General features: G+C 71.6%; 21 protein-coding genes and 1 pseudogene. 14 read left to right on the top strand and 8 right to left on the bottom strand.

Translation table 11 applies throughout. The features are described from left to right. Positions 1 to 157: 157 nt before the first annotated feature. Genes ACFY0U_RS36210 through ACFY0U_RS36195 form a run of 4 tightly spaced genes read left to right on the top strand, consistent with a single transcriptional unit; the run spans position 158 to position 5,604 of the window. Entirely contained in the window at positions 158 to 1,069 is a 912-nt protein-coding gene (locus ACFY0U_RS36210; RefSeq protein ID WP_388643103.1) for a carbohydrate ABC transporter permease, read from the top strand. Continuing rightward, positions 1,066 to 1,968 carry a carbohydrate ABC transporter permease gene (locus ACFY0U_RS36205; RefSeq protein WP_388643100.1) on the top strand — a complete coding sequence of 301 codons (903 nt, stop codon included), beginning with the start codon at positions 1,066 to 1,068 and terminating at the stop codon, positions 1,966 to 1,968. The genes ACFY0U_RS36210 and ACFY0U_RS36205 overlap by 4 nt, the downstream gene beginning before the upstream one ends. Positions 1,969 to 1,970: 2 nt before the next feature. Further along, complete coding sequence (locus ACFY0U_RS36200) at positions 1,971 to 3,704, top strand: hypothetical protein (RefSeq protein WP_388643098.1); 1,734 nt, start codon at positions 1,971 to 1,973, stop codon at positions 3,702 to 3,704. Positions 3,705 to 3,753: 49 nt separating this feature from the next. Then, entirely contained in the window at positions 3,754 to 5,604 is a 1,851-nt protein-coding gene (locus ACFY0U_RS36195) for a hypothetical protein (RefSeq protein WP_388643095.1), read from the top strand. A 1-nt stretch (position 5,605) separates the two neighbouring features. On the opposite strand, the gene ACFY0U_RS36190 is transcribed toward ACFY0U_RS36195, so the two are convergent. Both ACFY0U_RS36190 and ACFY0U_RS36185 read right to left on the bottom strand, forming a co-directional pair. Beyond that, entirely contained in the window at positions 5,606 to 6,196 is a 591-nt protein-coding gene (locus ACFY0U_RS36190; RefSeq protein WP_388643092.1) for a hypothetical protein, read from the bottom strand. A 10-nt stretch (positions 6,197 to 6,206) separates the two neighbouring features. Further along, on the bottom strand, positions 6,207 to 7,052 hold the full coding sequence (locus ACFY0U_RS36185; RefSeq protein WP_388643091.1) for an NAD(P)H-binding protein: 846 nt from the start codon (positions 7,050 to 7,052) through the stop codon (positions 6,207 to 6,209). 97 nt (positions 7,053 to 7,149) lie between these two features. On the opposite strand from ACFY0U_RS36185, the gene ACFY0U_RS36180 reads away from it, so the two are divergent. Then, a complete protein-coding gene (locus ACFY0U_RS36180; protein ID WP_388643088.1) occupies positions 7,150 to 7,521 on the top strand; it encodes a winged helix-turn-helix transcriptional regulator in 372 nt (123 codons plus the stop codon). On the opposite strand, the gene ACFY0U_RS36175 is transcribed toward ACFY0U_RS36180, so the two are convergent. Next, complete coding sequence (locus ACFY0U_RS36175) at positions 7,506 to 8,168, bottom strand: nucleoside/nucleotide kinase family protein (RefSeq protein WP_388643085.1); 663 nt, start codon at positions 8,166 to 8,168, stop codon at positions 7,506 to 7,508. The two genes, ACFY0U_RS36180 and ACFY0U_RS36175, sit on opposite strands and share 16 nt — an antisense overlap. Before the next feature lie 85 nt (positions 8,169 to 8,253). Here ACFY0U_RS36175 and ACFY0U_RS36170 point away from each other — a divergent pair, with 85 nt between their 5' ends. The 4 genes from ACFY0U_RS36170 (at position 8,254) to prcB (ending at position 12,187) form a co-directional block, all read left to right on the top strand. Further along, the gene (locus ACFY0U_RS36170) at positions 8,254 to 8,649 is read left to right on the top strand and encodes a YybH family protein (protein WP_388643083.1); all 396 of its coding nucleotides are present in this window, start codon (positions 8,254 to 8,256) and stop codon (positions 8,647 to 8,649) included. 165 nt (positions 8,650 to 8,814) lie between these two features. Continuing rightward, on the top strand, positions 8,815 to 10,290 hold the full coding sequence (locus ACFY0U_RS36165) for a hypothetical protein (RefSeq protein ID WP_388643082.1): 1,476 nt from the start codon (positions 8,815 to 8,817) through the stop codon (positions 10,288 to 10,290). Further along, on the top strand, positions 10,287 to 11,222 hold the full coding sequence (locus ACFY0U_RS36160) for a lysylphosphatidylglycerol synthase domain-containing protein (protein ID WP_388643080.1): 936 nt from the start codon (positions 10,287 to 10,289) through the stop codon (positions 11,220 to 11,222). Before ACFY0U_RS36165 ends, ACFY0U_RS36160 begins: the two co-directional genes overlap by 4 nt. A 110-nt stretch (positions 11,223 to 11,332) precedes the next feature. Next, complete coding sequence (prcB, locus tag ACFY0U_RS36155; RefSeq protein WP_388643078.1) at positions 11,333 to 12,187, top strand: proteasome subunit beta; 855 nt, start codon at positions 11,333 to 11,335, stop codon at positions 12,185 to 12,187. Between the two features lie 12 nt (positions 12,188 to 12,199). On the opposite strand, the gene ACFY0U_RS36150 is transcribed toward prcB, so the two are convergent. Next, positions 12,200 to 13,159 (bottom strand): hypothetical protein, encoded by a 960-nt coding sequence (locus ACFY0U_RS36150; RefSeq protein ID WP_388643076.1) that lies wholly within the window; start codon positions 13,157 to 13,159, stop codon positions 12,200 to 12,202. An 11-nt stretch (positions 13,160 to 13,170) separates the two neighbouring features. Beyond that, positions 13,171 to 14,643, bottom strand: a complete 1,473-nt coding sequence (locus tag ACFY0U_RS36145; RefSeq protein ID WP_388643074.1) for an APC family permease — start codon at positions 14,641 to 14,643, stop codon at positions 13,171 to 13,173. A gap of 363 nt (positions 14,644 to 15,006) precedes the next feature. Between ACFY0U_RS36145 and ACFY0U_RS36140 the strand changes: the two are divergent. After that, a pseudogene (locus tag ACFY0U_RS36140) lies at positions 15,007 to 15,249 on the top strand (hypothetical protein); the annotation flags it as partial. Between the two features lie 22 nt (positions 15,250 to 15,271). On the opposite strand, the gene sthA reads toward ACFY0U_RS36140, so the two are convergent. Beyond that, entirely contained in the window at positions 15,272 to 16,675 is a 1,404-nt protein-coding gene (sthA, locus tag ACFY0U_RS36135) for a Si-specific NAD(P)(+) transhydrogenase (RefSeq protein ID WP_388643072.1), read from the bottom strand. A 91-nt stretch (positions 16,676 to 16,766) separates the two neighbouring features. Between sthA and ACFY0U_RS36130 the strand changes: the two genes are divergently transcribed. Beyond that, the gene (locus tag ACFY0U_RS36130) at positions 16,767 to 17,897 is read left to right on the top strand and encodes a sulfite oxidase (protein WP_388643071.1); all 1,131 of its coding nucleotides are present in this window, start codon (positions 16,767 to 16,769) and stop codon (positions 17,895 to 17,897) included. Positions 17,898 to 17,943: 46 nt separating this feature from the next. Here the strand turns inward: ACFY0U_RS36130 and ACFY0U_RS36125 are convergent, their stop codons facing one another. Next, complete coding sequence (locus ACFY0U_RS36125) at positions 17,944 to 18,150, bottom strand: hypothetical protein (protein WP_388643068.1); 207 nt, start codon at positions 18,148 to 18,150, stop codon at positions 17,944 to 17,946. Between the two features lie 142 nt (positions 18,151 to 18,292). Between ACFY0U_RS36125 and ACFY0U_RS36120 the strand changes: the two genes are divergently transcribed. Next, positions 18,293 to 20,524 (top strand): MMPL family transporter, encoded by a 2,232-nt coding sequence (locus tag ACFY0U_RS36120; RefSeq protein WP_388643065.1) that lies wholly within the window; start codon positions 18,293 to 18,295, stop codon positions 20,522 to 20,524. Here ACFY0U_RS36120 and ACFY0U_RS36115 read toward each other — a convergent pair. Beyond that, on the bottom strand, positions 20,511 to 21,599 hold the full coding sequence (locus tag ACFY0U_RS36115; RefSeq protein ID WP_388643063.1) for a PP2C family protein-serine/threonine phosphatase: 1,089 nt from the start codon (positions 21,597 to 21,599) through the stop codon (positions 20,511 to 20,513). The genes ACFY0U_RS36120 and ACFY0U_RS36115 overlap by 14 nt on opposite strands. A 221-nt stretch (positions 21,600 to 21,820) precedes the next feature. Here ACFY0U_RS36115 and ACFY0U_RS36110 point away from each other — a divergent pair, with 221 nt between their 5' ends. Further along, a complete protein-coding gene (locus tag ACFY0U_RS36110) occupies positions 21,821 to 22,219 on the top strand; it encodes a hypothetical protein (RefSeq protein ID WP_388643061.1) in 399 nt (132 codons plus the stop codon). Between the two features lie 117 nt (positions 22,220 to 22,336). Continuing rightward, positions 22,337 to 23,305, top strand: coding sequence for a phosphotransferase enzyme family protein (locus tag ACFY0U_RS36105; protein WP_388643059.1), 969 nt, complete (start codon positions 22,337 to 22,339; stop codon positions 23,303 to 23,305). Positions 23,306 to 23,309: the final 4 nt, after the last annotated feature.

Here is a 23,309-nt window from a genome sequence, read left to right as displayed (position 1 = left end):
CGCGCGCCCCCCCCGGGGGGGGGGGGGGGGCGGGGGGGGGGGGGGGGGGGGGGCGGGCCCCCCCCCCCCCCCCCCCCCCCCCCCCGGCCACCCATGTGATGCCGGGCTCATGGCGTGAGCCCACCGCAATCCCATCCACCAGCACGGAGTCAGGAAGATGACAAAACGCGCCTCGGACGTGTCCGTGAGCCCGCCCAGGAGCCGCAGCAAGTACACCGTCGCGCCCCTCGTCCTCATCGCGGCCAATGTCGTGCTGTTCGCGCTGTTCTTCGTCTGGCCGGCGGTGATCGGGCTGGTCTACTCCTTCACCAACTACACAGGTGTGGGGGCGTTCCAGTTCATCGGACTGGACAACTACCAGAACCTGGCCGGGGACTCCACGTTCTACGACGCGCTGATCCGCACGCTGCTGTACACCGTGCTCTTCGTTCCACTGAACTTCGTGCTCTCGCTGCTCATCGCCAACCTGCTGGTGAGCAAGCACGCCAAGGGCTCGTCGGTGGCCCGCTTCTTCTTCTTCATCCCGTGGCTGCTGTCGCCCATCATCGTGGGTGTCCTGTGGCGATGGCTGTTCGGTGAGAACTTCGGACTGGTCAACTACCTCATCGAGAAGGTCGGCGGAAGCGCCGTTCCCTGGCAGTCGAACGCGGACCTGTCACTGATCGTGGTCGTGGTGGCGGCGGCCTGGGCCTGGACGGGCTTCTCCATGCTGCTGTTCATCGCGGCGATCAAGAACGTACCGACGTCGTACTACGAGGCGGCGGCGCTCGACGGTGCCGGTCCGTGGCGCCAGTTCTTCAGCATCACCCTGCCGAGCATCGCCCCCACGTCCTTCATCGTCATCCTGCTCAACACGATCCACGCGATGAAGGAATACGCGGTGTTCGCCTCCCTCAACAACGGCGGACCCGGAACCTCGAACAACCTGCTGGTCCAGTACATCTACCAGACCGGCTTCAAGTCCGGCCAGATCGGCTACGCGAGCGCCGCGTCCTTCGTGCTCATGCTCATCCTGATGGTCGTCGCGGCCATCCAGATGATGGTCAACCGGCGGGTGGAGAACCGATGACAACCACAGACATGCCGCACAAGGTCGACGCCGACTCCGTACGGGCCGTCTCCAAGAAGAGGCCCCGTGGCTCGGCAACCGGCGGGCTTCGGCGCGCGATCGCCCCGACGACACTCCTGTGGTTCATGGCGGCCCTCTACGGGATCCCGGTGCTGTGGTTCGTCCTCAGCTCCTTCAAGCCCGCCGGAGACCTGTTCTCCCTTCCGCTGACGGTGTTCCCGGACGACCCCACCGTGTCGGGTTACAAGGAAGCGTGGGCAAGCGCCAACTTCTCCCAGTACTTCATCAACACGACCCTCGTGTGTGTGATCGCGACGATCCTCACCGTGGGAGTCAGCTGCTGCACCGGGTACGCGCTGGCCAAGTACGACAACAAATGGCTCAAGGCCTTCTTCGTCTGCATCCTGGCCACCACGATGCTGCCGGCCGAGGTCATGCTCGCCCCGCTGTTCCTGGTCGTCCGCGACCTCGGCTTCTACAACTCGCTCTCCGGCATCATCCTCCCGGCCCTGCTCACCGCGACCGGGTGCTTCATGTTCCGCCAGTTCTTCCTGACGGTCCCCGACGAGCTCATCGAGGCCGCCCGCATCGACGGCGCGCGTGAACTGTCGATCTTCCTGCGGATCATGGTGCCGCTCTCCCGGCCCATCGCGCTGACGCTCGCCATCCTGTCGTTCCAGTGGCGGTGGAACGACTACATCTGGCCGCTGCTGATGCTCAACGACCCCGAGAAGTTCACCGTGCAGATCGGTATCCAGAGCCTCGTCGGCGCGCAGAACATCAACTGGTCGGTGCTGCTCGGCGGTTCGGTCATCTCCATGATCCCGCTGATCGTCGTCTTCCTGGTGTTCCAGAAGTACGTCATGAACGCCGACATCAACGCCGGCCTGAAGGACTGACCTTGTCCGTCCCGCTCGACCACGAGTTCGTCCGCGCGGTCGCCCGAGCGGCCGACCGGCAGGCCGCCCCGCTGGCGGCCTGCCCGCTGGCGGACGGCCCCGACGTGGACCCCGTCGGCGTGACCCACCGCGTGCTGGCCCGCCGGGCGAAGACCCTGATCGCGGCCTACCGTTCCCCGGACTCGGCACTGCACGGCAGCGGCTGGGCCGTCGCCGCGACGAGGACCCACCTCCGTGCCCTGCGGGCCGCGCAGACCGGCACCGGCCTCTTCGCGGGCGGCGACAACGTGCAGTCCCCGCCGGACTCCGCGTTCACCGTCAACGACGTGTGCGACGCGCACGTCCTCGCCGCCGGCGCGGGGCCGGAGCTGCGCGATGTCACGAACGCGCTCGCCGAGATCGCCGGCGCCGCCACCGGCGCTCTGCTGACCGGCGGGGTGCACACCCCCAACCACCGCTGGGAGCTGAGCGCGGCGCTGGCCCGGCTGCACCGGTCGTTCCCCGACGACCGGCTGCTCGACCGTGTCGAGGAGTGGCTCGCCGAGGGCGTCGACATCGACGCGGAGGGCCTGTACTCGGAACGCAGCGCCGTCTACGCGTCCCACGTGACGAACCCGTCGTTGCTGCTGCTGGCCGACGTGCTCGGCCGCGCCGACCTGCTGGACGCCGTCGAACGCAATCTCGCCACGACCCTGGACCTGATCAGGCCCGACGGCACGGTGGAGACCCTCCACTCGCGACGCCAGGACCAGAAGCACGCCTACCCGCTGGCGCCCTACCTGCCGCACTACCGGCTGCTCGCGATCCGCACCGGCCGGGGCGATTTCGCCCGGGCGGCGCTGCTGGCGGCCGCGGGCGGCATCGACGACTGCGACCTGCTCGCCCAGACCCTCCTCACCCCGGACCTGTGCCGCACTCTGCCGGCCCCGCAGGCGCAGACGCTCCCGCGCGACCGGTACCTCACCACCGCCCGCCTTGCCCAACACGCCTCGGCCACCGCGCACACGGTGGTGTACGGGGGCTCCGACGTGCCCGAGCACCGTCGCATCCGCTCGGGCCTCGCCTGCAACCCCACCTTTCTGCGCCTGTTCGCCGGCGACGCCGTCCTCGACGCGGTCCGCCTCTCGCGGGGCTTCTTCGACCTGGGCCCGTTCCGCGCCGCCGGCACGGAACGGCTCGCCGACAACCGGTACCGGCTCACCGAGACCCTCACCGCCTCCTACTACCAGCCGCTCCCGAAGGACGAGAGACGGGACGACGGCGGCTACCGGCTGGTGGACGAGGGACGCTTCGCGGCCGCGATGGCCTTCCCGGACCGGCCCCGGGACGAGGTCTCCCACACGACCCGCGTCGAGGTGGACCTGCGGGAGGACGGCGCCGACCTGCGGATCGACATCAGCGGACCACCCGTGCCGTGGGCCCTCGAACTGACCTTCCGGCCCGGCGGTGTGCCGGAGGGCGCCGTACCGATCGGCGAGGGACGCTGGTGCCTGACGACGGGGGCGATGACCTACCGGGCCGGCGACGACGAGATCCGGGTCGAGACCGGCGTCGAGGCGGGTGAACCACCGGCCGGGCCGGACCGGAGCGACGTGCTGCGCTACGACCCGGGTCAGGACTACACCGTGGTGGGCGGCACCGACGCGACGACCGGGAATCGTGTCTACATCGGCGGACTCGGCCCGCACACTGTGACCGTCGCACTGCGCGCCCGCCGGGCCGCACCCGTCGTGTGACCCCGACGACCCACGCCATGGCCACCTCAGGCTCGAAGGGCTGAATTCCGTGCACCCCACGCCCCCTCCCGTACACCTCCCGCACCAGCGCGGTCCGCTGCACGACCTGCCGGACAGCCCGGAGGCATACGACGCCGTCCTCGCCGACGTCGCCGAGCAGGCGCTGGCCCGGCTCACGCCGGAGGGCAACCTCGAACACCCCGACTGTGTCGACGACATCGGTGACACCTCACTCGGTATCACCTCGCTCCTCGCGCTCGCCTGGCAGCGCACCAAGGACCCGCGGCTGCCGGAGGCCGTGCGCCGCAGTCTCGGCTTCCATCTGCGCGAGCGGGTGTACGTCGAGGACAACCCCGGCTACCCCAACCTGAGGGTGCGCAACTCCGGTCTGCCGTACGCCCGTTACACCCTCGCGGCCGGGGCGCACCCCATCGGCGACTGGCCGAGCACGGTGTGGGCGCTGCTCCAGGCGGTCAATGTGCTGGACACCGCGGACGGTCTCGTCGACGACGCTCAGCGCGTGGAGCTGGTCGAGGTCGCACGCGGGTACTGGCGCTGGCTGACCGAGGCGACGTTCTTCAACCCGCAGGAGGCGGGCAATCAGGCGATCGGCTGCGTCGTGGGCGGGCTGATGCTGGCGAGCCATCTGCCGTCCCCGGAACGGGAGTCGGTCCGCGGGCGCGCCCTGGACCTGTACGTGGACAGGATCCGCGCCCACCGCGTCCGTGACCGCGGCGCCCTGCTGCCTCCCGAGCACGGTGGCGCCTACGACAACAACTACGGCCCGATCTCCCTGTCCTTCCTCGCCCAGGCCCACCGGGTCAGCGGCGAGGAGATCTTCGCGGAGGACGGTGACGCCCTCGCCCGCTACATCGACGCCCGCCTGACGGGCGGCGGTTTCGACAACGGCGGCCCCCGCTACAGCGAGCAGCACTCCGCGTTCGAGTCGGTCCTGGGCCTGCGCTACTTCGGTGCCCGGATCGGCTCCGACCTGGGCCGCTACCGGGGCGACAGCCGCTGGGCCCGGCACGCGGTGAAGGCGGACGGCGGGGTCGACGGGCACTTCGCGTGGATGCTGGTCTGGCAGATCCAGGACACGACGCGCTGGCACCGCAGGCCCTCGACCGTGCCCGTCCGTCATCAACTGCGGTCGGGAACGGTGTCGGTGGCCTTCGACAGCCACATGACCCCGTCCGTGACCGAAGCGGGCGGCACGTACTATCTGCCCGCCGCCGTCAACCGGCAGCACGGGTACGGCCCGGTCGTCGACGGCTTCCTTTTCTGCCGTCCGATGGGCGAGGTCCGTGTCCGTGACGTGCGCGCCGAGGGCCTGGCGGCCAAGCTGGTCACCAAGCCGGTCGTCGGCCGCGACCATGTCCTGCGGCATGTGCGGTCCCTGTACGTCACCGACGGCACGAGTCTGTGGGTGACGGTCGCCGTGGAGCGCCTCCCCGGCACGCCGTATCTGCTCGCGGGGATGCCGTACGCCACGGACGACGGCGACCTGGTCCGCCGGACCGCCGAGGCCCAGGTCGCCGCCGCCGGCGAACTCCGGCTGACCCACCCGCAGGCGGAGGGCGCCGACCATTTCGACGCCCGCTCGGAGACCACCCAGCAGCAGGCCGCCTTCGCCCTCGCCGAGGACCCCCGCGGTTACGGGAACCCCGACGAGGGTTGGCGCCATCTGATCTCCTCGACGGCGCTGGAGGCCGGCCCGGTGCCGGGCGCCCCCGAGGACCTGCATGTCTTCGCGGTGCGGTACGGCCCCGGTGACGCGTGCACGGTGAGGGTCGAGCAGGGCACCGAAGGGCTGACGGTCCGGACCGAGGCGTTCACCGCCCTGATCGGCGACATCGCGGGCGACGCCCTCGGCGAGCCGGAGCTGACGCTGCACGCCTGAGTCACATGGGCAGGCCGACCAGTCCCCAGCCCCGCCGGTCGGCCTCGCCCACCACCACCGCCCACTCGCGCAGCAGCACCGCGAACTCGTCGAAGTCCTCGATCCACCGTCCAGGACACGCGGCGTGCACGGCGAACGGCTCGCGCAGGCTCTCCAGCAGCGGCTCCGCACCGGCCCAGTGGACGGCTAGCGCGGCGACCGTCGGCGGGGGACAGGTGAGCAGCAGCTTGGGGCGCCAGGGGTCGGAGTCGGCCGGGAAGAGGCCGGTGTCGTCCTCGTCCCAGAGCAACGGGCTCAGGAACCCGTTCAGCCGCTCCCGCAGCACCGGGTCGGCGAAGTCCCGTACGTCCTCCCAGGCCTGTCCCGCCCAGAAGTGCGCCTTGTACGAGCCGCTGGTGCTGTGGAACTCGTACCTCCCGGACCACGGGACAGCCGACGCCGCCGGGAACACCCAACCCTGCCGCGGTTCCGCGTCCCAGTCGATCTCGTCCTCGGGAAGCGCCGCGTCCTCCAGCCGCCCGAGCCGCGTGTCGAACGGTGTCGCCTCCAACTGCTCCCAGTCGACGGCGAGCACGGTGATGTCCAGACCCATGCGGTAAGTCCTACCGGAACGCGGCGGCGTTCCGTCGCGCCCAGTCGGCGAACGTGCCCGGAGCGCGGCCGGTGACGCGCTCGATGTCGGGGCTGACGCGCTGTTCGGCGGGGGTGGGGGAGCCCAGGACGTCGAGGGTGGTGTCGGCCACGGGTTCGGGCATGAAGCGCAGCAAGTGGGTCCGCGCCTCGTCCCGGCCCAGCTCGACGAACCGGACCGGCTCGCCCAGCGCCGTGCCGAGAGCCGCGGCCTGCTGACGGGGCGTGACCGGGGCCGGTCCGGTCAACTCGTAGGCCTGTCCGGCGTGTCCGTCCTCGCGCAGCGCCACCGCGGCGACCGCGGCGATGTCCGCGGGGTCGACGGTGGGCAGACCGACGTCGCCGAACGGAGCGGCGACGGTGCGCCGGGTGCGTACGGACTCGGCCCAGGCGAACGCGTTGGAGTGGAAACCGTTCGGCCGCAGGATCGTCCACTCCAGGCCCGACTGGCGTACCGCCTCGTCGATGGCCCGCCCGATGCCGCCGTGCGAGACCGACTCCGGCCTGGTCACGACTCCCAGCGAGGACAGCAGGACGACCCGCCGGACCCCGCCGGCCTTGGCTGCGTCCATGAGATGCGGAACGTCGAGAAGGTGCGCGGACAGGCCGCCGTCATGCAGGAAGAGCGCGTCCGCTCCGTCGAGCACGGCCCTGAGGCTCTCGGCGTCCGCCAGATCCGCCGGCCGGGCGCGGACACCCCGCGGCACGTCCCCGTCGGCGATCCGCCGGGACGTCGCGGTCACCCGAGCGCCATCGGCGGCCAGCGTCCCCACGAGCTCCCGGCCGACGTTGCCCGTCGCCCCCGTCACCACGATCATGAACAACTCCCTTGAGGAATCGGCGTTGTTGCCGATGAAGGGACGCTAACAGCGTGGATATAGTAGGTACCTAGAGGAAAGTGGCTGTCCCGGAGGGATGCGCATGAAGGCCGAGGCGACGACCGATCCCGCGCTCGCCTGTCCGATCGGCCCGGTCGTGGACATCGTGTTCAGCCGCTGGACCACCCCGATCCTGTGGAGCCTGCACACGCACGGCCGGCAGCGCTTCGTCGAGCTGGAGCGGCGCATCACGAAGATCACGCCGAAGGTGCTGACCCAGCGGCTGCGGCAGTTGGAGCGGGACGGGCTGGTCGTGCGCACGTACCACCCCGAGGTCCCGCCCAGGGTCGAGTACGAGATCAGCGAGCTGGGCCGCAGCCTCGCCCCGCTCTTCGCGCACCTCGCCGACTGGTCCGCCGGCCATCTCGACGAGGTCGAGCGGGCGCGGCGCGCCTACGACGCCGCCTGACGGCGCTCCAGGGTCCGGGTGGGGACGACCAGGTCCGCGCGGTCCCGGGTCGCCGTGACCAGGTCGGCGTTGTGCTGGTCCGTGCCCAGCACCCAGGCCACGGCCTCGTCGTGCTCCTTGCCGAACCGCTCGTGCCGGGCCACCAGCCGCCGGATCCGCTCCGGCTCGTCCAGCTCGCAGAACCACACCTCGTCCAGCTGCCGCCGCACCCGCACCCACGCGCCCGTGTCCAGCAGCAGGTAGTTGCCCTCGGTCACCACCAGCCGGGCCGACGGCGGCACCGGCAGAGCGCCCGCGATCGGCTGCTCCAGCACCCGCTCGAAGCCGGGCGCGTACACGATGTCGTCGTCCTCCTCCGCGCGCAGCCGGTGCAGCAGCGCCGCGTACCCCGCCGCGTCGAAGGTGGCCGGCGCGCCCTTGCGGTCCTGTAGCCCGAGGCGCTCCAGTTCCGCGTCGGCGAGGTGGAAGCCGTCCATGGGGACGTGCGCGACCCATGGCTCCCCGCCCGCGTCGAGTTCCCGGACCAGCATCTCGGCGAGTGTCGTCTTGCCCGCGCCGGGGCTGCCCGTGATGCCGAGGATCGCGCGTCGGTCGCCCTGCGCGAGGGCCCGGGCGCGGATGAGCAGGTCGTCGAATGTCAGCGGCACACCGCAGAGTGTGTCACCCACCCGCCGCGCGGGGACCCAGGGTGACGGGGAGGATGGCGAGGGGACCCAGGAGGGAGCCGCCACCGTGCCCGACGACGCCTCACAGATCCGCATCCTGATCACGAACTGGGCCGACGCCGTCCACCGGGGCGACCTCGACGGCGTACTGGCCGACCATGCCGAGGACATCGTCATGTACGACGTACCGCCGCCCCACCACGGCATCCACGGGCTGGCCGCGTACAGCGCCGCCTGGCCGCCCTTCTTCGCCTGGCAGGCCCAGGGCGCCTGCTTCGACATCGAGTCCCTCGATGTCACCGCCGGCTCCGACGTCGCCTACGCCCACGCCCTCCTGCGTTGCGCCACCCCGGAGGAACTCGCCGAACACCCCGGCCTCCGGCTGCGCCTGACGTTCGGGCTGCGCAAACAGGACGGCCGCTGGCTCGTCGCCCACGAGCACCACTCGTTTCCGCACGACTGACGCCACGGTTGTGCCGATAATCGGACTAAATATCAGGCACCTGGCCGAACTTCGCGCTGCGCACAGACCGGACGCGGGTTAGTTTGTCCGTGTTTTCTCTATTTCCCCAGCTCAAAGTCGTGGGGTCTCAGAAATCCTGCGATGCGTAGGGGTAAGGGGCGGACGATGACGCACGGCGCGAACGCGACACTCGTCGGTGTGCGAGGCCGCGACACGGCGACCGTGCCCGGTACGGACCGGTGGCGGCGAGGCGACCTTCTGCTCGCCGTGGTGGCCGGTGCGTTCGTCCTGGCCCAGCTGCTGCTCGTACGCCCTTGGATGGGCCTAGGCTGGGACGAGACCGTGTACGTCAGCCAGGTCGGCGCCCAGGCGCCCCCCTCCTACTTCAGCGCGCCACGCGCGCGTGGCATCTCGCTGCTGGTGGCACCCATCGCGTCCTGGTCGACGTCCACCGCACTGCTGCGCGTCTACCTCGCCGTGCTGTCGGGCATCGGCCTCTACCTCGCCCTGCGCGTCTGGCGCGGTGTCTTCCCGCCCCGCGTGCTCGCCGGCGCCGGCGCGCTCTTCGCGTCCCTGTGGGTGACGCTCTACTACGGCCCGCAGGCCATGCCCAACTACTGGGTGGCCATCGGCGCCCTGGTCTGCGTCGGCTCCTTCCTGCGCGCCCCGGCCAACCCCTGGGGCATCGCGGCGGGTGCCGCCCTCATGGCGTTCATGCGGCCCACCGACGCCGTCTGGGTGACGCTGCCCCTCCTCGCCCTCGCGGTGGCGCTGCGCCACTGGCGGCCGCTCCTCGCCCTCCTCGCGGGGACGGCCCTCGGTGCCGCCCAGTGGGTGGTGGAGGCGTACCTCAGCTACGGCGGTCTGGCGCAGCGGCTGCACGACGGCTCCCGCATCCAGGGCGGCCTCGGCTGGCACATCGCCGTCGACGACCAGATGCGCAGCCTCGTCGGACGCACCCTGTGCCGGCCGTGCACCGGTCCGATGCCGCACCCCGTGATCACCGTGTGGTGGTACGTCCTTCCGCTGCTCGCCCTCCTCGGCCTCGCCGTCGCCGTCCGCGCCGGACGCACCGCCCGCACGCTCGTCCCGCTGGCCTGCGCCGCGTCGGCGGCCTTCCCCTACCTGTTCCTGATCGGCTACGCGGCCCCCCGCTTCCTGCTGCCCGTCTACGCCCTGCTGGCCATCCCGGTCGCCGACGCACTGCGCCACCTGGTCACCGCACCGGGCGGCAAGTGGCGCCCGGTGGCCACGACCCTGGTCGCGCTCGGACTGGCCGGGCACCTGGCCGTGCAGTACGCGGTCCTGGACCGCACCGTCACCCGCAGCACCGCCGACCGGCAGGCCTGGGAGCGCACCGCCGCCGACCTGCACCGCCTGGGCGTCAGACCGCCCTGTCTGCTCACCGGGGAAGAGGCGCTGCCCATCGCCTTCTACACCGGATGCTCCTCCGCGGCGGTCAGCGGCCCCAACACCAACTCCACGGCGGCGGAGATCCAGGACACCGCCCGCCGCATCCCGGTCGCCCACCTCGTCCGGGAACACGGCGGCCCGGCCGGGTACGCGCGCGACTGGACCCCGTACGAGATCGACGGGATCCAGGTGCGCATCGGGCCGGCGGGGGAGGGCGGCGGTCCATGACGTCCGAACCGGTCGTCGTCGCCCCCGGCCGCAGACGCGTCTACTGGCACACCGCCCTCACCCTCGCCGTCCTGGTGGGCGCGGTCTGCCTGGCCCAGCGGCACTGGCCGGTCCTGGAGCGCGGGGCCGTGCGGCTCGCCGTCGCCGACCAGGGCTGGCTGCTGGTGGGCGGTACGGCGGCCGCCGCGACCTGGGTCTGCGCGGCGCTCGCCCAGCAGGGCGCGGTCGTCCGGCGGCTCCCCCAAGGGCGGCTCGTGGCCGCGCAGTTCGCCGCCTCCGCCGCCAACCATCTGCTGCCCGCCGGGCTCGGCGCGGGCGCGGTCAACCTGCGCTTCCTGATGCGCTGCGGACTGCCGGCCGGCCGCGCGGCGACCGCCCTCGCCGTCAAGGGCACCGCCGCCGCGGTCGTGCGGGTCGTCCTGGTCGTGGCGCTCGCGCTGGCCTGCCCGGGGGTGCTGCGGTACCCGCGGCTGTCCGGGGCGATGCTCGTCGCCCTTCTCGCCGCCGCCGTCTGCGTGGCCGGCGTACTGGCCTGGTCGCGGTGCCGGCGCGCCCTGGCCGCCGTGGCCGCCGACATCAGGGCCGTGCACGCCAACCCGTCCCGGGCGGCCGCTCTGTGGGGCGGTTCGCTGGCCTTCGCCGCCCTGCACGCCCTCGTCCTGATCGCCGTCACCCAGGCCGTCGCCCTCTCCCTGCCGCCCGCCCGGGTGGCGCTGCTCTATCTCGCCGCCAGCAGCGCCGCCGCCCTGCTGCCGACCCCCGGCGGCCTCGGTTCCCTCGACGCCGCCCTGGCCTTCGCCCTCACCACCGCGGGCGCCCCGGCCGCCGCGGCCGCCTCCGCCGTGCTCGGCTACCGGCTCCTGACCGTGTGGCTGCCGCTGCTGCCGGGCCTGGTGGTGCTCGGCGTGCTGGTGCGACGCAAGGCCCTGTGAGCGCAACAGCTCTGTCCGCGGCGTGAGTTGTGACCCAGGTCGCGGGTTTCCCGTCCGTCCGCTTCAGGTAGGACTCGGATGTCGCACCGGGGACACGAGGGGGGAACGTCATGACGGAGAGCGAGCACGGCGGACGGCTGGGGGAGGAGTTCTTCACTCCCGGGACTGCGTCCTTCACCGAGTTCCTCGCCGCCCACCGACCCGCCCTGCTGCCCACCCGCAGACCCTTCCCCGACGGTGTGCGCGCCGCCCCCGACCAGTTCCCGCACGGCACCACTGTGCTGGCCCTCACCTACCGCGACGGCGTGCTGATCGCCGGCGACCGCAGGGCCACGATGGGCAACCTCATCGCCCAGCGCGACCTGGAGAAGGTGCACCCGGCCGACGACCACACCGCGGTCGCCTTCGCGGGCACCGTCGGACTCGCGGTGGACATGGTGAAGCTGTACCAGGTCGAGCTCACGCACTTCGAGAAGATCGAGGGCGCTCCGATGACCCTCAACGCCAAGGCCCGGCGCCTGGCGGGCATGATCCGGCAGAATCTCGGCCAGGCCATGCAGGGCCTCGCAGTCGTCCCCCTGCTCACCGGCTACGACCACACGGCCGCCGACGGCGAGAAGGGCCGCATCTTCAGCTTCGACGTGGCCGGCGGCCTGTACGAGAAGACGGACTTCCACGCCGAGGGCTCCGGCTCGCCCTACGCCCGGGGCGCGCTGAAGAAGCTGTTCCACAAGGACATGTCCCGGCGGGACGCCGCACTCGCCGCCCTCCAGGCCCTGTGGGACGCGGCGGACGACGACTCCGCGACCGGCGGCCCCGACATCGGCCGACGGATCTTCCCGATCGTCTCGGTCATCACCGAGGACGGCTTCGAGAGGCTGCCCGAACCCGAGACGGAGCAACTCACCCGCGAGATGGTCGAACAGCGCAGCACCCGGCCGGACGGCCCGAACGCGACAGCGTGAGGAACCGCGTGCTCAGGCGCGCAGCCCCACCTCCTTGCGCCACTTGACGATCTGCTTGTCCGGCTCCCCGGTGTAGGACCAGGGAGTCCGGGTGGCCCGCCGCCCCAGCAGCCGGAACAGCGGGCCCGCGACATCGACGAGCCCCGCGTGACAGGCCGCGTGCGTCAGATAGTTGAGGTCACGCAGCTCGGCGGGGGCGACCGCGGCCTCGGGCCGGCCGGCGATCCAGCGCTGCACGGTGCGGCGTACGTCGCTGACGGCGCCGTCGTTGCTCCAGTGCTGGGCGAGCGCCACCGAGGACTGCCGGCCCTTGGCCGCGTCCAGCGCGAACCGGTACTCCTCGACCCGCGCGTACTGCACCAGCACCGGCAGTGCGCAGCCCGGCGGTGCCACTCCGGCCGCGTCGCGGGCGAAGTCGTACATCAGGCCGTGGGTGCCGTGCCAGCGGGACGAGTAGTAGTGCAGGACTTGGAGGTGACCCTCCACGCTGTAGGGGTCGCGCTGGTGCAACTCGTCCCACCAGCGGGCCAGTTCCTGCCTCCGGACGCCCGCCGGGTACAGCCGTGCCACCGAGATCAGGGAGATCCACGGGGTGGGGTCGTCCGGATACGCGTCGGCGGCCTGAAGGCTCGCCATCACCGCGGTGTCGACGCGGTGCTGGTCGATCGGCACCCCGCGGCCCGCGGCGATCGCCAGGTTGAACGCCCGGGCCGTCTCGGTCGCCGCGCGCAGCACCAGCGCGTCGGCGCTGTGCGGTTCGGCGGCCAGCCATGACTCGGCCGTCGAACTGCCCGCGCAGGCCTGGGCGAGCAGCCGGACCCGGTGGCCGCGGACCGGCCAGTCGGGTCCGGTCGTCCGCAGCAGTTCCCTCAGCCCTTGCCAGCGTCCGATGACGATGTCCTGGCGGGCCGTGGTGAGGGGTACGTCCCCGCAGTCGGGGTCGAAGTCGGGAGCGAAGCGATCCCGTGCCATCGCCACACCCCTCAGAAGTCGGTGGACAGACCCTCGTGGACACGGGACTGGGCGGGCACGGCACCGTCGGGGACGTAATCCGCCTCGACGGTGTGGGTGGCGTCCAGCTTCGCGGGCCGGTAGTAGTCGCTGCCCTGCTTCCAGTACCAGAGCATCGGCACCAGCCCGACGGCGAGTCCGCCGACGCCGATGGTGATCGAGGCCCGGCTCAGCTCGCCCAGCGACTCGACGAAGATCCAGAACATGAACAGGGCGCCCAGCAGCGGCCACAGGCCGCCGAAGACGAAGTTGGCGGCGGACTTCAGCAGCATCTTGCGGTAGGCGACGACGGCCGCGAGGCCCGCCAGACCGTAGTAGACGGCGATCTGCAGACCGATCGCCGAGATCGCGTCGGAGAGGATCTCGCCCACCGAGCCAAGGGCGTTGGAGGCGATGAACATCACCAGCGCCACCGCGCCGACCACGGCGATGGCGACCCAGGGCGTGTTCCACTCGCGGTGCACCCTGCCCAGCGCGGACGGCATCGTCCGGTCGCGGCCCATCGCGAACAGCGAGCGGGTGACCTGGATCAGCGTGGTCTCCAGCGTGGCGATGGTGGACAGCATCACCGCGACGATGAGCAGCTTGCCGCCCCAGCCCGGCCAGATCTCCTCGCCCAGCACCGCGAGCACGTTGGCCTCGTTCTCCCGGACCTGTGCCGAGGACAGCACGACATTCACCGCGATGGTGAACACCTCGAACAGCAGGAAGACGATACCGACCCCGATCAGGCCCGCGAGTCCGGTCGTACGACGGCTGTTGCGGGTCTCCTCGCTGAGGTTGCTGGTCACGTCCCAGCCCCAGTAGTAGAACGCGGCGATCAGCGCGCCGGACGCGAAGCCGGCCATGCCGTCGAACTGGCCGAAGCCGAACCAGGACCAGTCGAAGGCGCGGGCGTTGTCCGTGTGGAAGAAGGCCAGGACCGCGAACAGGGCCAGTATCGCGAGCTCGACACCGGACATGAGGAGCTGGGCGCGGACGGTGAGCCGGGCGCCGCCGAGCACGACCAGCAGCATGGCCACGAACCAGGCGGCGCCGACGAGGGTGGACAGCGCGGTGTTGCCGGCGAGGCCCTCGTCGAAGAGGGCGAGCGTCATCGAACCGGCCGGCAGTGAACCGGCCACCATGAAGATGGTCGCCGACACCACCAGCGCCCAGCCGCTGAGGAAGCCGAGGAACGGGTGGAGCGTACGCCCCACCCACGAGTAACTGGCGCCCGCGTTCACATCGATACGGCTGAGATAGCTGAACGCCAGCGCGATGCCCAGCATGGGGATCGCGCAGTACAGGAGTGCGGCCGGGCTGGCGAGGCCCACCGCTCCGACGAGGACCGCGGTGGTGGCGGCGATCGAGTAGGCCGGAGCACTGCCCGCGACCGCCATCACGACAGTGTCGAACGTGCCGAGGGCGCCTGCCTGCAGCCCTCTGCCCCTGCTGTTGCTCATGCTGAAGCTGCTTTCCGTCGTGCACGACGCGAGGACGACCAGGCCTCGACGGCGTTGAGGAGTGGGGGGTGGAACCCGCCTCGGACCGAAGAGGGATGGCCTCGGCCAGCGGCGGCACATTGGGGGGCGGCGGACACCGTTCAGCATCGCGTCGGCAGACGGTCACGCACCGTGTGTGCGAGTGATGATAGCCCTACCGGATCTCCTTTCAAGATTGACCGGAGGGTAATCTCCCGCATCCAACTCCGCCGCAGGTCAGGGGCCTTGCCGGGGCCGCGGGACGGAAAACCGTGGTTCGGAGGCGCGGATCGGGAAACGCGGACCGGGATGCCGAAGAGGACCCAGGCGACACAGGAGGCTCCCATGACCACGGACCCGACGCACGGCGACGACGTGTACCAGCCCACCGGAACCAACGAGGAACAGGAGGACGCCGCGCCCCTGGACCCCGAGAACGTGCTCGGCGAACGCACCTACGACGACACCCTCGACGAGGGCTACTCGCCCCCGGAGCGGCCGCTCGGCGTGACCAGGCACGGCACCACGGCCGCCGAACAGCACGAAGGCGAGAGCCTCGACGAACGGCTCGCCCAGGAACGGCCCGACGACGTCTGAGCGCCGGGCCCGATCAGTCCCCGATGCGGTCGATCTGGCGGAGTTTGTTCGTGGCGTCCAGGGCGGCGACCTTGTAGGACTCCGCGAGCGTCGGGTAGTTGAACACCGCGTCGACGAGATAGTCGACCGTGCCGCCGCAGCCCATCACGGACTGGCCGATGTGGATCAGTTCGGTGGCGCCGGTGCCGAAGCAGTGCACGCCGAGCAGCGTGCGGTCCTCGGGAGAGACCAGCAGTTTCAGCATGCCGTGCGAGTCGCCGATGATCTGCCCGCGGGCCAGTTCGCGGTAGCGGGAGATGCCGACCTCGAACGGGACGCTGTCCTCGGTGAGTTGATCTTCCGTCCGGCCCACGAAGCTGATCTCGGGGATGGTGTAGATGCCGATCGGCTGGAGGTGGTGCATCCGCCCGACCGTCTCCCCGCAGGCGTGGTAGGCCGCCGCGCGGCCCTGTTCCATCGAGGTCGCGGCCAGGGCGGGGAAGCCGATGACGTCGCCGACGGCATAGATGTGCGGAACCTCGGTGCGGTAGTGCTCGTCGACCGTGATCCGGCCCCTACGGTCCGCCGCCAGCCCCGCCTTGTCGAGATCGAGGTCGTCGGTGAGCCCCTGCCGGCCCGCCGAGTACATCACCGCGTCGGCCGGGATCTTCTTGCCGCTCTCCAGGATGGTGAGCGTGCCCCGCGGATGCCGCTCGACCGCGGCCACCGTCTCCCCGAAACGGAACGTCACGGCGAGGTCCCGCAGGTGGTACTTGAGCGACTCGATCACCTCGACGTCACACATGTCGAGCATCCCCGCACGCTTCTCGACCACGGTGATCTTGCTGCCGAGCGCGGCGAACATGGACGCGTACTCCATGCCGATGACACCCGCGCCGACGATGACCATGGACCGCGGCACATGCTCCAGGGCGAGGACGTTGTCCGAGTCCAGGATCGTCCGGCCGTCGAACTCGACACTGTCCGGCCGCGCGGGACGCGTACCCGTGGCGATGACGATGTGCTCGGCGCTGAGCAGCCGTTCATGACCGGTCACCTCGCGCAGGGCGATGGTGTGGGCGTCGACGAAGCGGCCGGTCCCGGCGTACAGGGCGACGTGGTTGCGGGAGAGCTGACTGCGGATGACGTCGACCTCCCGGCCCACCACATGCTGGGTCCGGGCGGTCAGGTCGGCGACGGTGATGTCCTCCTTGAGCCGGTAGCTCTGGCCGTACAGGTCGCGCTGGGTGAGACCGGTGAGGTAGAGCACCGCCTCGCGCAGGGTCTTGGAGGGAATGGTGCCGGTGTGGATGGAGACCCCGCCGACCATGTCGGGGCGGTCGATGACGGCCACGCGGCGGCCCAGCTTGGCCGCGGCGATGGCGGCCTTCTGGCCACCCGGACCGGATCCGATGACGAGCATGTCGAAGTCGGGCACCTTCCGCAGTCTGGCAGTTCGAGGGCCCGCTGCGTAAGGGTGAACCGGCAGGCACCGTGCAAGGGTTGGCCGACGGCGCGACACTGGTGTCATGGGCAATCGACTCGGTGACGCGAGCGCACCCGCCCGGCTGGCCGGCCCCGACGAGGGCATCGGCCCGGACGAACTCGCCCTCGCCACCCGCAACCACGGCATTCCGCTGGAGGCCCTGCGCCACGACCTCACCCCGCCGGGCCTGCACTACGTGCTGACGCACTACGACATCCCCTACGTCCCCGACGACACCGCGTGGCAGCTCACCGTCGGCGGCCTGGTCCGCCGCCCGCTGCGCCTGGACCTGGCCGACCTGCGGGCGTTCCCCCAGGTCACCACCCGAGTGACGCTGGAGTGCGCCGGCAACGGGCGAGCCCTGCTCACCCCCCGGCCGGTGAGCCAGCCCTGGCTCGTCGAGGCGGTCGGCACCGCCGAGTGGACCGGCGTTCCGCTGAGACTGCTGCTGGCGGAGGCCGGCGTCGAGCCCGGCGCCGTCGACGTGGTCTTCACCGGCGCCGACCACGGAGTGGAGCGCGGGGTCGAACAGGACTACCAGCGCGCCCTGTCCGTCGACACCTCCACGGGCGGCGAGCCCGAGGTGCTGGTGGCGCACGCGATGAACGGCGCCCCCCTGCCGCCTCAGCACGGCCGTCCGCTGCGGCTGGTGGTGCCCGGCTGGTACGGCATGGCCCACGTGAAGTGGCTGCGCGACGTGAGCGTCGTCGACGAGCCGTTCACCGGGTTCCAGCAGGCCGTCGCCTACCGGCTGCGGCAGCACCCCGAGGACCCCGGCGAACCCGTCACCCGGATCGCGCCGCGCGCCCTGCTGGTGCCGCCGGGCTTCCCGGACTTCATGTCACGGACCCGGGTGGTCCGGCCGGGACGGGTCCCGCTGGAGGGGCGCGCCTGGTCGGGGCGGGCGCCGATCACCTGGGTCGAGCTGAGCGCGGACGCCGGACGCACCTGGCACGAGACCGCGCTGGAGCCGGACGGCGGGCACCGCTGGGCGTGGCGCCGCTGGCACCTCACCTGGACGGCGACGCCCGGCGAGCACCTGCTGAGCGCGCGGGCCACCGACGCCGAGGGGCACACCCAGCCGCTGGACCAGCCCTGGAACCGGGGCGGGTTCGCCAACAACCTCGTGCAGCGGCTTCCGGTGCTGTGCCTGGACGAGGACGCGCCGGACTGACGGGCCCGGCCGGTGGTGGAGCCGGGGCCCGTCCGCCGGACGGTCGCTAGGGCAGCAGCTTCTCCAGGGCCGCCGGTCCCTCGGCCTCCAGCTTGCGCCGGGCCCACTCCAGATTGCCCGGGGTCAGGTCCCTGCCCGCCGCGAGGACCAGGTCCTCGGGCGACACCTCGGTGCCGGTGCGGGTGTGGAGCAGGGCGTCCGGGGTGGTGCGGTCCTCGGGCGGACCGGACGCGTCGGGCTGTGACGTCGGCATGATCTCTGCTCCTCGGGTCGTCATCGGGTCCGATATCACCATTCACCCGGGGAGCGAAGCGTGCATCCGGAAGCGGCCTCGCCCGGGATGCCGACATGATCGGGCGGGCGTGTAATGGGGGTAGCGAACGAAGGTCCAGGACATGTCACCCACCCGAGGTACCGCAGGGGACGAGGGGACCGCCGCCGTCGGGGCACTGCGACGGCTGGGCCAGTGGTGCGCCCGGCACTTCGTGATCGTCATCGTGGCCTGGCTGGTCGCCCTGGTCGCGCTCCAGGCGCTGAACCGGTCCTTCGGCGGGGAGTACGAGGACAACTTCTCCCTGCCCGACGTGCAGTCCCAACAGGGCCTGGACGTCCTGAAGAAGCACGACCCGGCCGCGGGCGGCTACAGCAGCCAGATCGTCGTGCACGACGGCGACAAGGCGCTCACCTCGCTGGACTCCCAGATGTCCACGACGGTCGGCGACCTCCAGAAACTCCCGCACGTCCTGGCCGTCCAGAACCCGCTGACCGCCACAGCCTCGACGGTCGGACCGCTGTCCTCCGACGCGAAGACGGCGTACATCACGGTCCGCTTCGACGTGCAGCCCTCCACCCTGGGCGACGACTACCTGCACGGCGTGGACACGTCGGTGCAGCCGCTGCGGTCGGCCGGCGCCGACGTCGAGTACGGCGGACCGCTCGGCGAGCTGGCGCGGCCCGCCGCCGACGACCGGGTGAGCGAGTTGATCGGTTTCGCGGTGGCGATCGTCGTGCTGCTCGTCGGCTTCGGCAGTGTGATCGCCGCGGGGCTGCCCCTGGTGACCGCGTTGATCAGCGTGGTCGGCGGGCTCGCCTGCCTCGGGCTGCTCGCCGCCGCGTTCACCTTCGCGACCGTCTCGCCGACCCTGGCCACGATGATCGGACTCGGCGTCGGCATCGACTACGCGCTGTTCCTGATCACCCGTCACCGCCAGCACCTCATGAACGGCGTCGACCCGGTCACCGCCGCGGGCCGGGCCACCGCGACCAGCGGCCGCGCCGTGCTCGTCTCCGGCTGCACGGTCATCGTCGCCCTCGCGGGTCTCTTCGCCTCCGGCGTGCCGTTCATCGGCAAACTCGGGCTCGCCGCGGCCGTGACGGTCGTCTCCGCCGTGCTCGGCGCGCTCACCCTCGTCCCGGCCATGCTGGGGCTGATCGGCACCCGCATGGACCGCTACCGGGTGCGCCGCCCCGTCGCCGAGACCGACGCCGAGGAGGGCGCAGAGCCGCACGGCACCTGGCACCGCTACGCGCTGCGCGTGGAACACCACCCGTTGCGCTACCTGGCCGCGGGGGTGGCGACCGTCGTCGTCCTCGCCATCCCGGTCTTCTCCATCCAGCTCGGCCACATCGGCGACGGCGCCGACCCCACCTCCTTCACCGACCGGCGCGCCTACGACCTGATGACCGACGCGTTCGGCCCCGGCTCCAACGGCCCGCTCACCGTCGTCATCGACCAGACCTCCGTACCGGACTCCGGGCGCTCCGCCCTCGGTTCGCAGGCCCAGAAGACCCTCGACGGCGTCTCCGGGGCGGCCGCCGTCACCCCGCTGACGCCCACCAAGGACGGCGACGTCCTGATCGGCACCGTCTACTCGAAGACGTCCCCGCAGAGCGCCGCCACCACGGACCTGACCAACCGCCTGATCGACGACACCCTGCCCGCCGCGGTCTCCGGCACCGACGCCCAGGGCTATGTCACCGGCACGACGGCGGCTCAGGTCGACTTCCGCGACATCGTCTCCAGCAGGCTGCCCCTGATCATCGGCGTCGTGGTCGCGCTGGCCTTCCTGATCATCCTCGCGGTCTTCCGCGGTCTGCTCGTCGCGCTCAAGGCGGCCGTCCTCAACGTCCTGTCGATCGCCGCTTCCTACGGTGTCGTCGTCGCCGTCTTCCAATGGGGCTGGGGCGGGCCCGCGCTCGGGGTCTCCGGCAAGGTGCCCATCGAGAGCTATGTCCCGATGATGATGTTCGCGATCATCTTCGGGCTGAGCATGGACTACGAGATCTTCCTGCTCTCCCGGGTGCACGAGGCCTGGCTGCGCACCGGGGACGCCAAGGCGTCGGTCGCCCATGCGCTGGAGATCACCGCACGGGTGATCACCTGCGCGGCACTGATCATGGTGAGCGTCTTCGCGGCGTTCATCGTCAGCGACAACATCGTGGTCAAGATGCTCGGTCTGGGGCTCGCGGTGAGCGTGCTGATCGATGCGACCGTCGTGCGTCTGCTCATGGTTCCGGCGGTCATGACGCTGCTGGGCCGGCACGCCTGGTGGACACCGAGGTGGCTGGACCGGATCCTGCCGCACATCGACGCCGAAGGGGAGCACGAACAGGTCAGACAGGGCTGAGGACGAGCATCGTCACATCGTCCAGGACGGTCGGGCAGTGCCCCGTCAGGTCGCGCCACACATGCCGCACCATGACCGCAGGCTCGTCGTCGACGAAGCCGGTCAGCCGGTCGAGCAGCGGATAGAAGGCACCGTCGCCGCCCCGGGCCTCGGAGACCCCGTCGGACGCGAGAAAGAGCCGGTCGCCCGCGCGCAACGGCACCGTGACCCCCACCGCCGGGCCCGCCCCGGCCAGCCCCAGCCCCAGCGGCACTCCCGCCGTCACCGCCAGCTCCACCACCCGTCCGTCGCGCAGCAGCAGCGGCGCCGGATGCCCGCACACCACGATCCGCACGGCCCGCGCGTCGGCGGAGAACTCCAGCACCACGGCCGTGGCGAACAGCTCGGCGTGCGGCACGTCCGCGGAGTCCACCACCAGCCTGCGGTCCAGCCGCGCCGCCACCGACTCCGGGTCCGGCTCGTCCAGCACCGCCTCCCGGAACGCGCCCAGCAGCGAGGCGACGGTCGCGACGGCCGACAGCCCGTGCCCCTGTACATCGCCCATCACCGCACGCACCCCGTGCGGGCCTTGCCGTACGTCGAAGAAGTCACCGCCGACGAGCGTGCCCCACTGCGCCGCCCGGTACAGCCCCGCACACCCCACCGGCCCCACCCGCGCCGGCAGCGGGGGCACCACCGCCCGCTGGGCCGCCTCGGCGACCGCCCGTTCGGTGAACAGCTGGGCGTCCCGCCGGCTCCGTACGAAGGACACCAGCACGCTCAGCGCGGCGACGAAGGAGACGGTCAGCAGATCGGTGGTGCCGGGATCGTTGAGCCGGAACGCCGGGACGACCAGCACGCTCACGACGAGGCCGCCGAGCAGCGCGGTCCCCGCGGGGCCGTAGGACAGCACGGCCAGCGGAGGGATGGCGCCCAGCAGGAAGCCGATGTCGAGGGGGCCGGGGCTGGCCAGGGTCACCGCGCACACCCCGGCGAGCAGGGCGGGCGGCAGCACGCGTACCCAGCCGGGCGGCGGTGCGCCGTGCAACCAGCCGCGCCGGTCCCGGTGGTCCCGTGCGACCTGCGCCTTTCCCACGCCTCTACGGTCCTCCGACCCGGTGCGCCCCGCACTCCGGGAAAACGACTGGACGCCGGCCCGGACGAGCTTCTGGCGTCAGCGCGTCACGCCCCGCGACCGACGGAAGGAGGCGAGTGCCGTGCAGTACACCGACATCCCGCGCTCCCTCTCCGTCGACCCCGGCGTGCGTCTGTGACCTTCCCGGGGGCGCTTCACACAGCTGCATTCCGGAGGAATCCATGACCGCACCGGTCATCCGCCAGCTCGACGACAGCACCGCCCATCTGTTCGACTCCCTGCCCGACCCGCTCGGGGTGCGCGCCGCGCACCCGCTGACCCGGCACCGCCCCGACTGGCAGCGTGTGGCGCTGCGCGACGGCAGGGTCGTGGCCCGGGCCGCCTGGTGGGGCGGCCCCGACGACACCGAGCCGCTCTGCGTCGACCGGCTCGACATGGCCGACGGGGAGACCGAGGCGGCCGCGGAACTCCTGCGCTCGGCGCCCTGGCAGGTCGACATCGACTTCAGCCTGCCGCCCGGCTGTCCACGAGAGCCGGCACCGGGTGACGGAGGCGCAGCGGGGTTCGACGGCAGGTCCGGCAGCTGCACAGCGGTGTCGTCCCGGTCGGGGAGATCCTGATCGACGAAGCCGACTTCCGCCGGCTGTCGGGCCTGGTTCCGTGGAGCGACAAACCCTTCGACGAATAGGTACCCTCCCTGCGATCTTGGGTGACCGAGAAGCATGGAGAGGACCTGTATGCGGAGCGCCGCGGACTTAATCGCAGACACCTACGGACTCGGTGCCGGGCCCTGGACGATGACGCCCGTCACCCGCGGCGCCCTGGGGCAGATCTGGAGGCTGACCGGGAACGGCACCTCGTGGGCGGTGAAGGAACTCCTCTTCGGCGGCAGCGAGGAGCAGAGCCGGCAGGAGATCGAGCTGCTCGCCGCCGCGGAGGAACTGGGGATCTCCGCACCCCGGCTGCTGCCCAACCGCGACGGCGTCCACGTCTCACAGCTCGACGGATCCGCGGTGAAGCTCTACGACTGGGTCGCCGGAACCCAGGCGGACCCCACCGACCCGGCCGTCCTTGGCTGGTGCGGCCGGACCCTGGCCCTCCTCCATCGGGCGGGCGAGGGCGCCACCGGGACACCCCACGTCTGGTACGAGGCGTGCCCTCAGGACAGCGACTGGGCGGTGCTCCACAAGGAGGTCCGCCGGGCGGGCATGCCGTGGGCCGACGAGCTCGGCCGGTTCATCGACACCAGGGCGCCCGAACTGGCGCGGTACGTCTCCCCGTCCGGCCCCGGCGACCTGGTGGTGTCGCATCTCGACATGCAGCCGCAGAACGTGCTGGTCGGCCCGGCCGGCCCGACCCTGCTGGACTGGGAGAACGCCGGACCCATCGCGGCGGAACGCGAACTCGCCCATGCCCTGTACGTCTGGGCGGGCCGCGACGACTTCACCGCCGGATCCGCCCGTCGGCTCGTGCGGGCGTATGTGGACGCCGGCGGCCGGGCGACGGTCAGGAGCCTGGACTCGTTCTCGATGCTGTTCGCGACGGATCTGAACTTCGTCAAGGTGCAGGCCGAGGGCGCGATCGATCCGGAAGCGACCCCCGCGCAACGCGAGTTCGCGAGCAGGAAGGTCGTCGACACACTGGCGAGCCTGCCGGACCCGGCCGCCGTCTCCCGGCTGACGGAGGCGGTCGAGGGCGAGTGGTGAGCGG

The organism is Streptomyces sp. NPDC001536, assembly GCF_042894505.1.
Classification (GTDB): Bacteria; Actinomycetota; Actinomycetes; order Streptomycetales; family Streptomycetaceae; genus Streptomyces.
Note: the sequence above shows the minus strand (reverse complement) of the source record. Positions and strands in the feature narration are given on the sequence as shown.

Bases quoted from the DNA above. Each gene is read 5' to 3' on its own strand.
- ACFY0U_RS36210 (WP_388643103.1), top strand. From the start codon at position 158: ATGACAAAACGCGCCTCGGACGTGTCCGTGAGCCCGCCCAGGAGCCGC.
- ACFY0U_RS36205 (WP_388643100.1), top strand. From the start codon at position 1,066: ATGACAACCACAGACATGCCGCACAAGGTCGACGCCGACTCCGTACGG.
- ACFY0U_RS36190 (WP_388643092.1), bottom strand. From the start codon at position 6,196: ATGGGTCTGGACATCACCGTGCTCGCCGTCGACTGGGAGCAGTTGGAG.
- ACFY0U_RS36185 (WP_388643091.1), bottom strand. From the start codon at position 7,052: ATGATCGTGGTGACGGGGGCGACGGGCAACGTCGGCCGGGAGCTCGTG.
- ACFY0U_RS36180 (WP_388643088.1), top strand. From the start codon at position 7,150: ATGCGCATGAAGGCCGAGGCGACGACCGATCCCGCGCTCGCCTGTCCG.
- ACFY0U_RS36165 (WP_388643082.1), top strand. From the start codon at position 8,815: ATGACGCACGGCGCGAACGCGACACTCGTCGGTGTGCGAGGCCGCGAC.
- ACFY0U_RS36160 (WP_388643080.1), top strand. From the start codon at position 10,287: ATGACGTCCGAACCGGTCGTCGTCGCCCCCGGCCGCAGACGCGTCTAC.
- prcB (WP_388643078.1), top strand. From the start codon at position 11,333: ATGACGGAGAGCGAGCACGGCGGACGGCTGGGGGAGGAGTTCTTCACT.
- ACFY0U_RS36150 (WP_388643076.1), bottom strand. From the start codon at position 13,159: ATGGCACGGGATCGCTTCGCTCCCGACTTCGACCCCGACTGCGGGGAC.
- ACFY0U_RS36145 (WP_388643074.1), bottom strand. From the start codon at position 14,643: ATGAGCAACAGCAGGGGCAGAGGGCTGCAGGCAGGCGCCCTCGGCACG.
- ACFY0U_RS36130 (WP_388643071.1), top strand. From the start codon at position 16,767: ATGGGCAATCGACTCGGTGACGCGAGCGCACCCGCCCGGCTGGCCGGC.
- ACFY0U_RS36125 (WP_388643068.1), bottom strand. From the start codon at position 18,150: ATGCCGACGTCACAGCCCGACGCGTCCGGTCCGCCCGAGGACCGCACC.
- ACFY0U_RS36120 (WP_388643065.1), top strand. From the start codon at position 18,293: ATGTCACCCACCCGAGGTACCGCAGGGGACGAGGGGACCGCCGCCGTC.
- ACFY0U_RS36110 (WP_388643061.1), top strand. From the start codon at position 21,821: ATGACCGCACCGGTCATCCGCCAGCTCGACGACAGCACCGCCCATCTG.
- ACFY0U_RS36105 (WP_388643059.1), top strand. From the start codon at position 22,337: ATGCGGAGCGCCGCGGACTTAATCGCAGACACCTACGGACTCGGTGCC.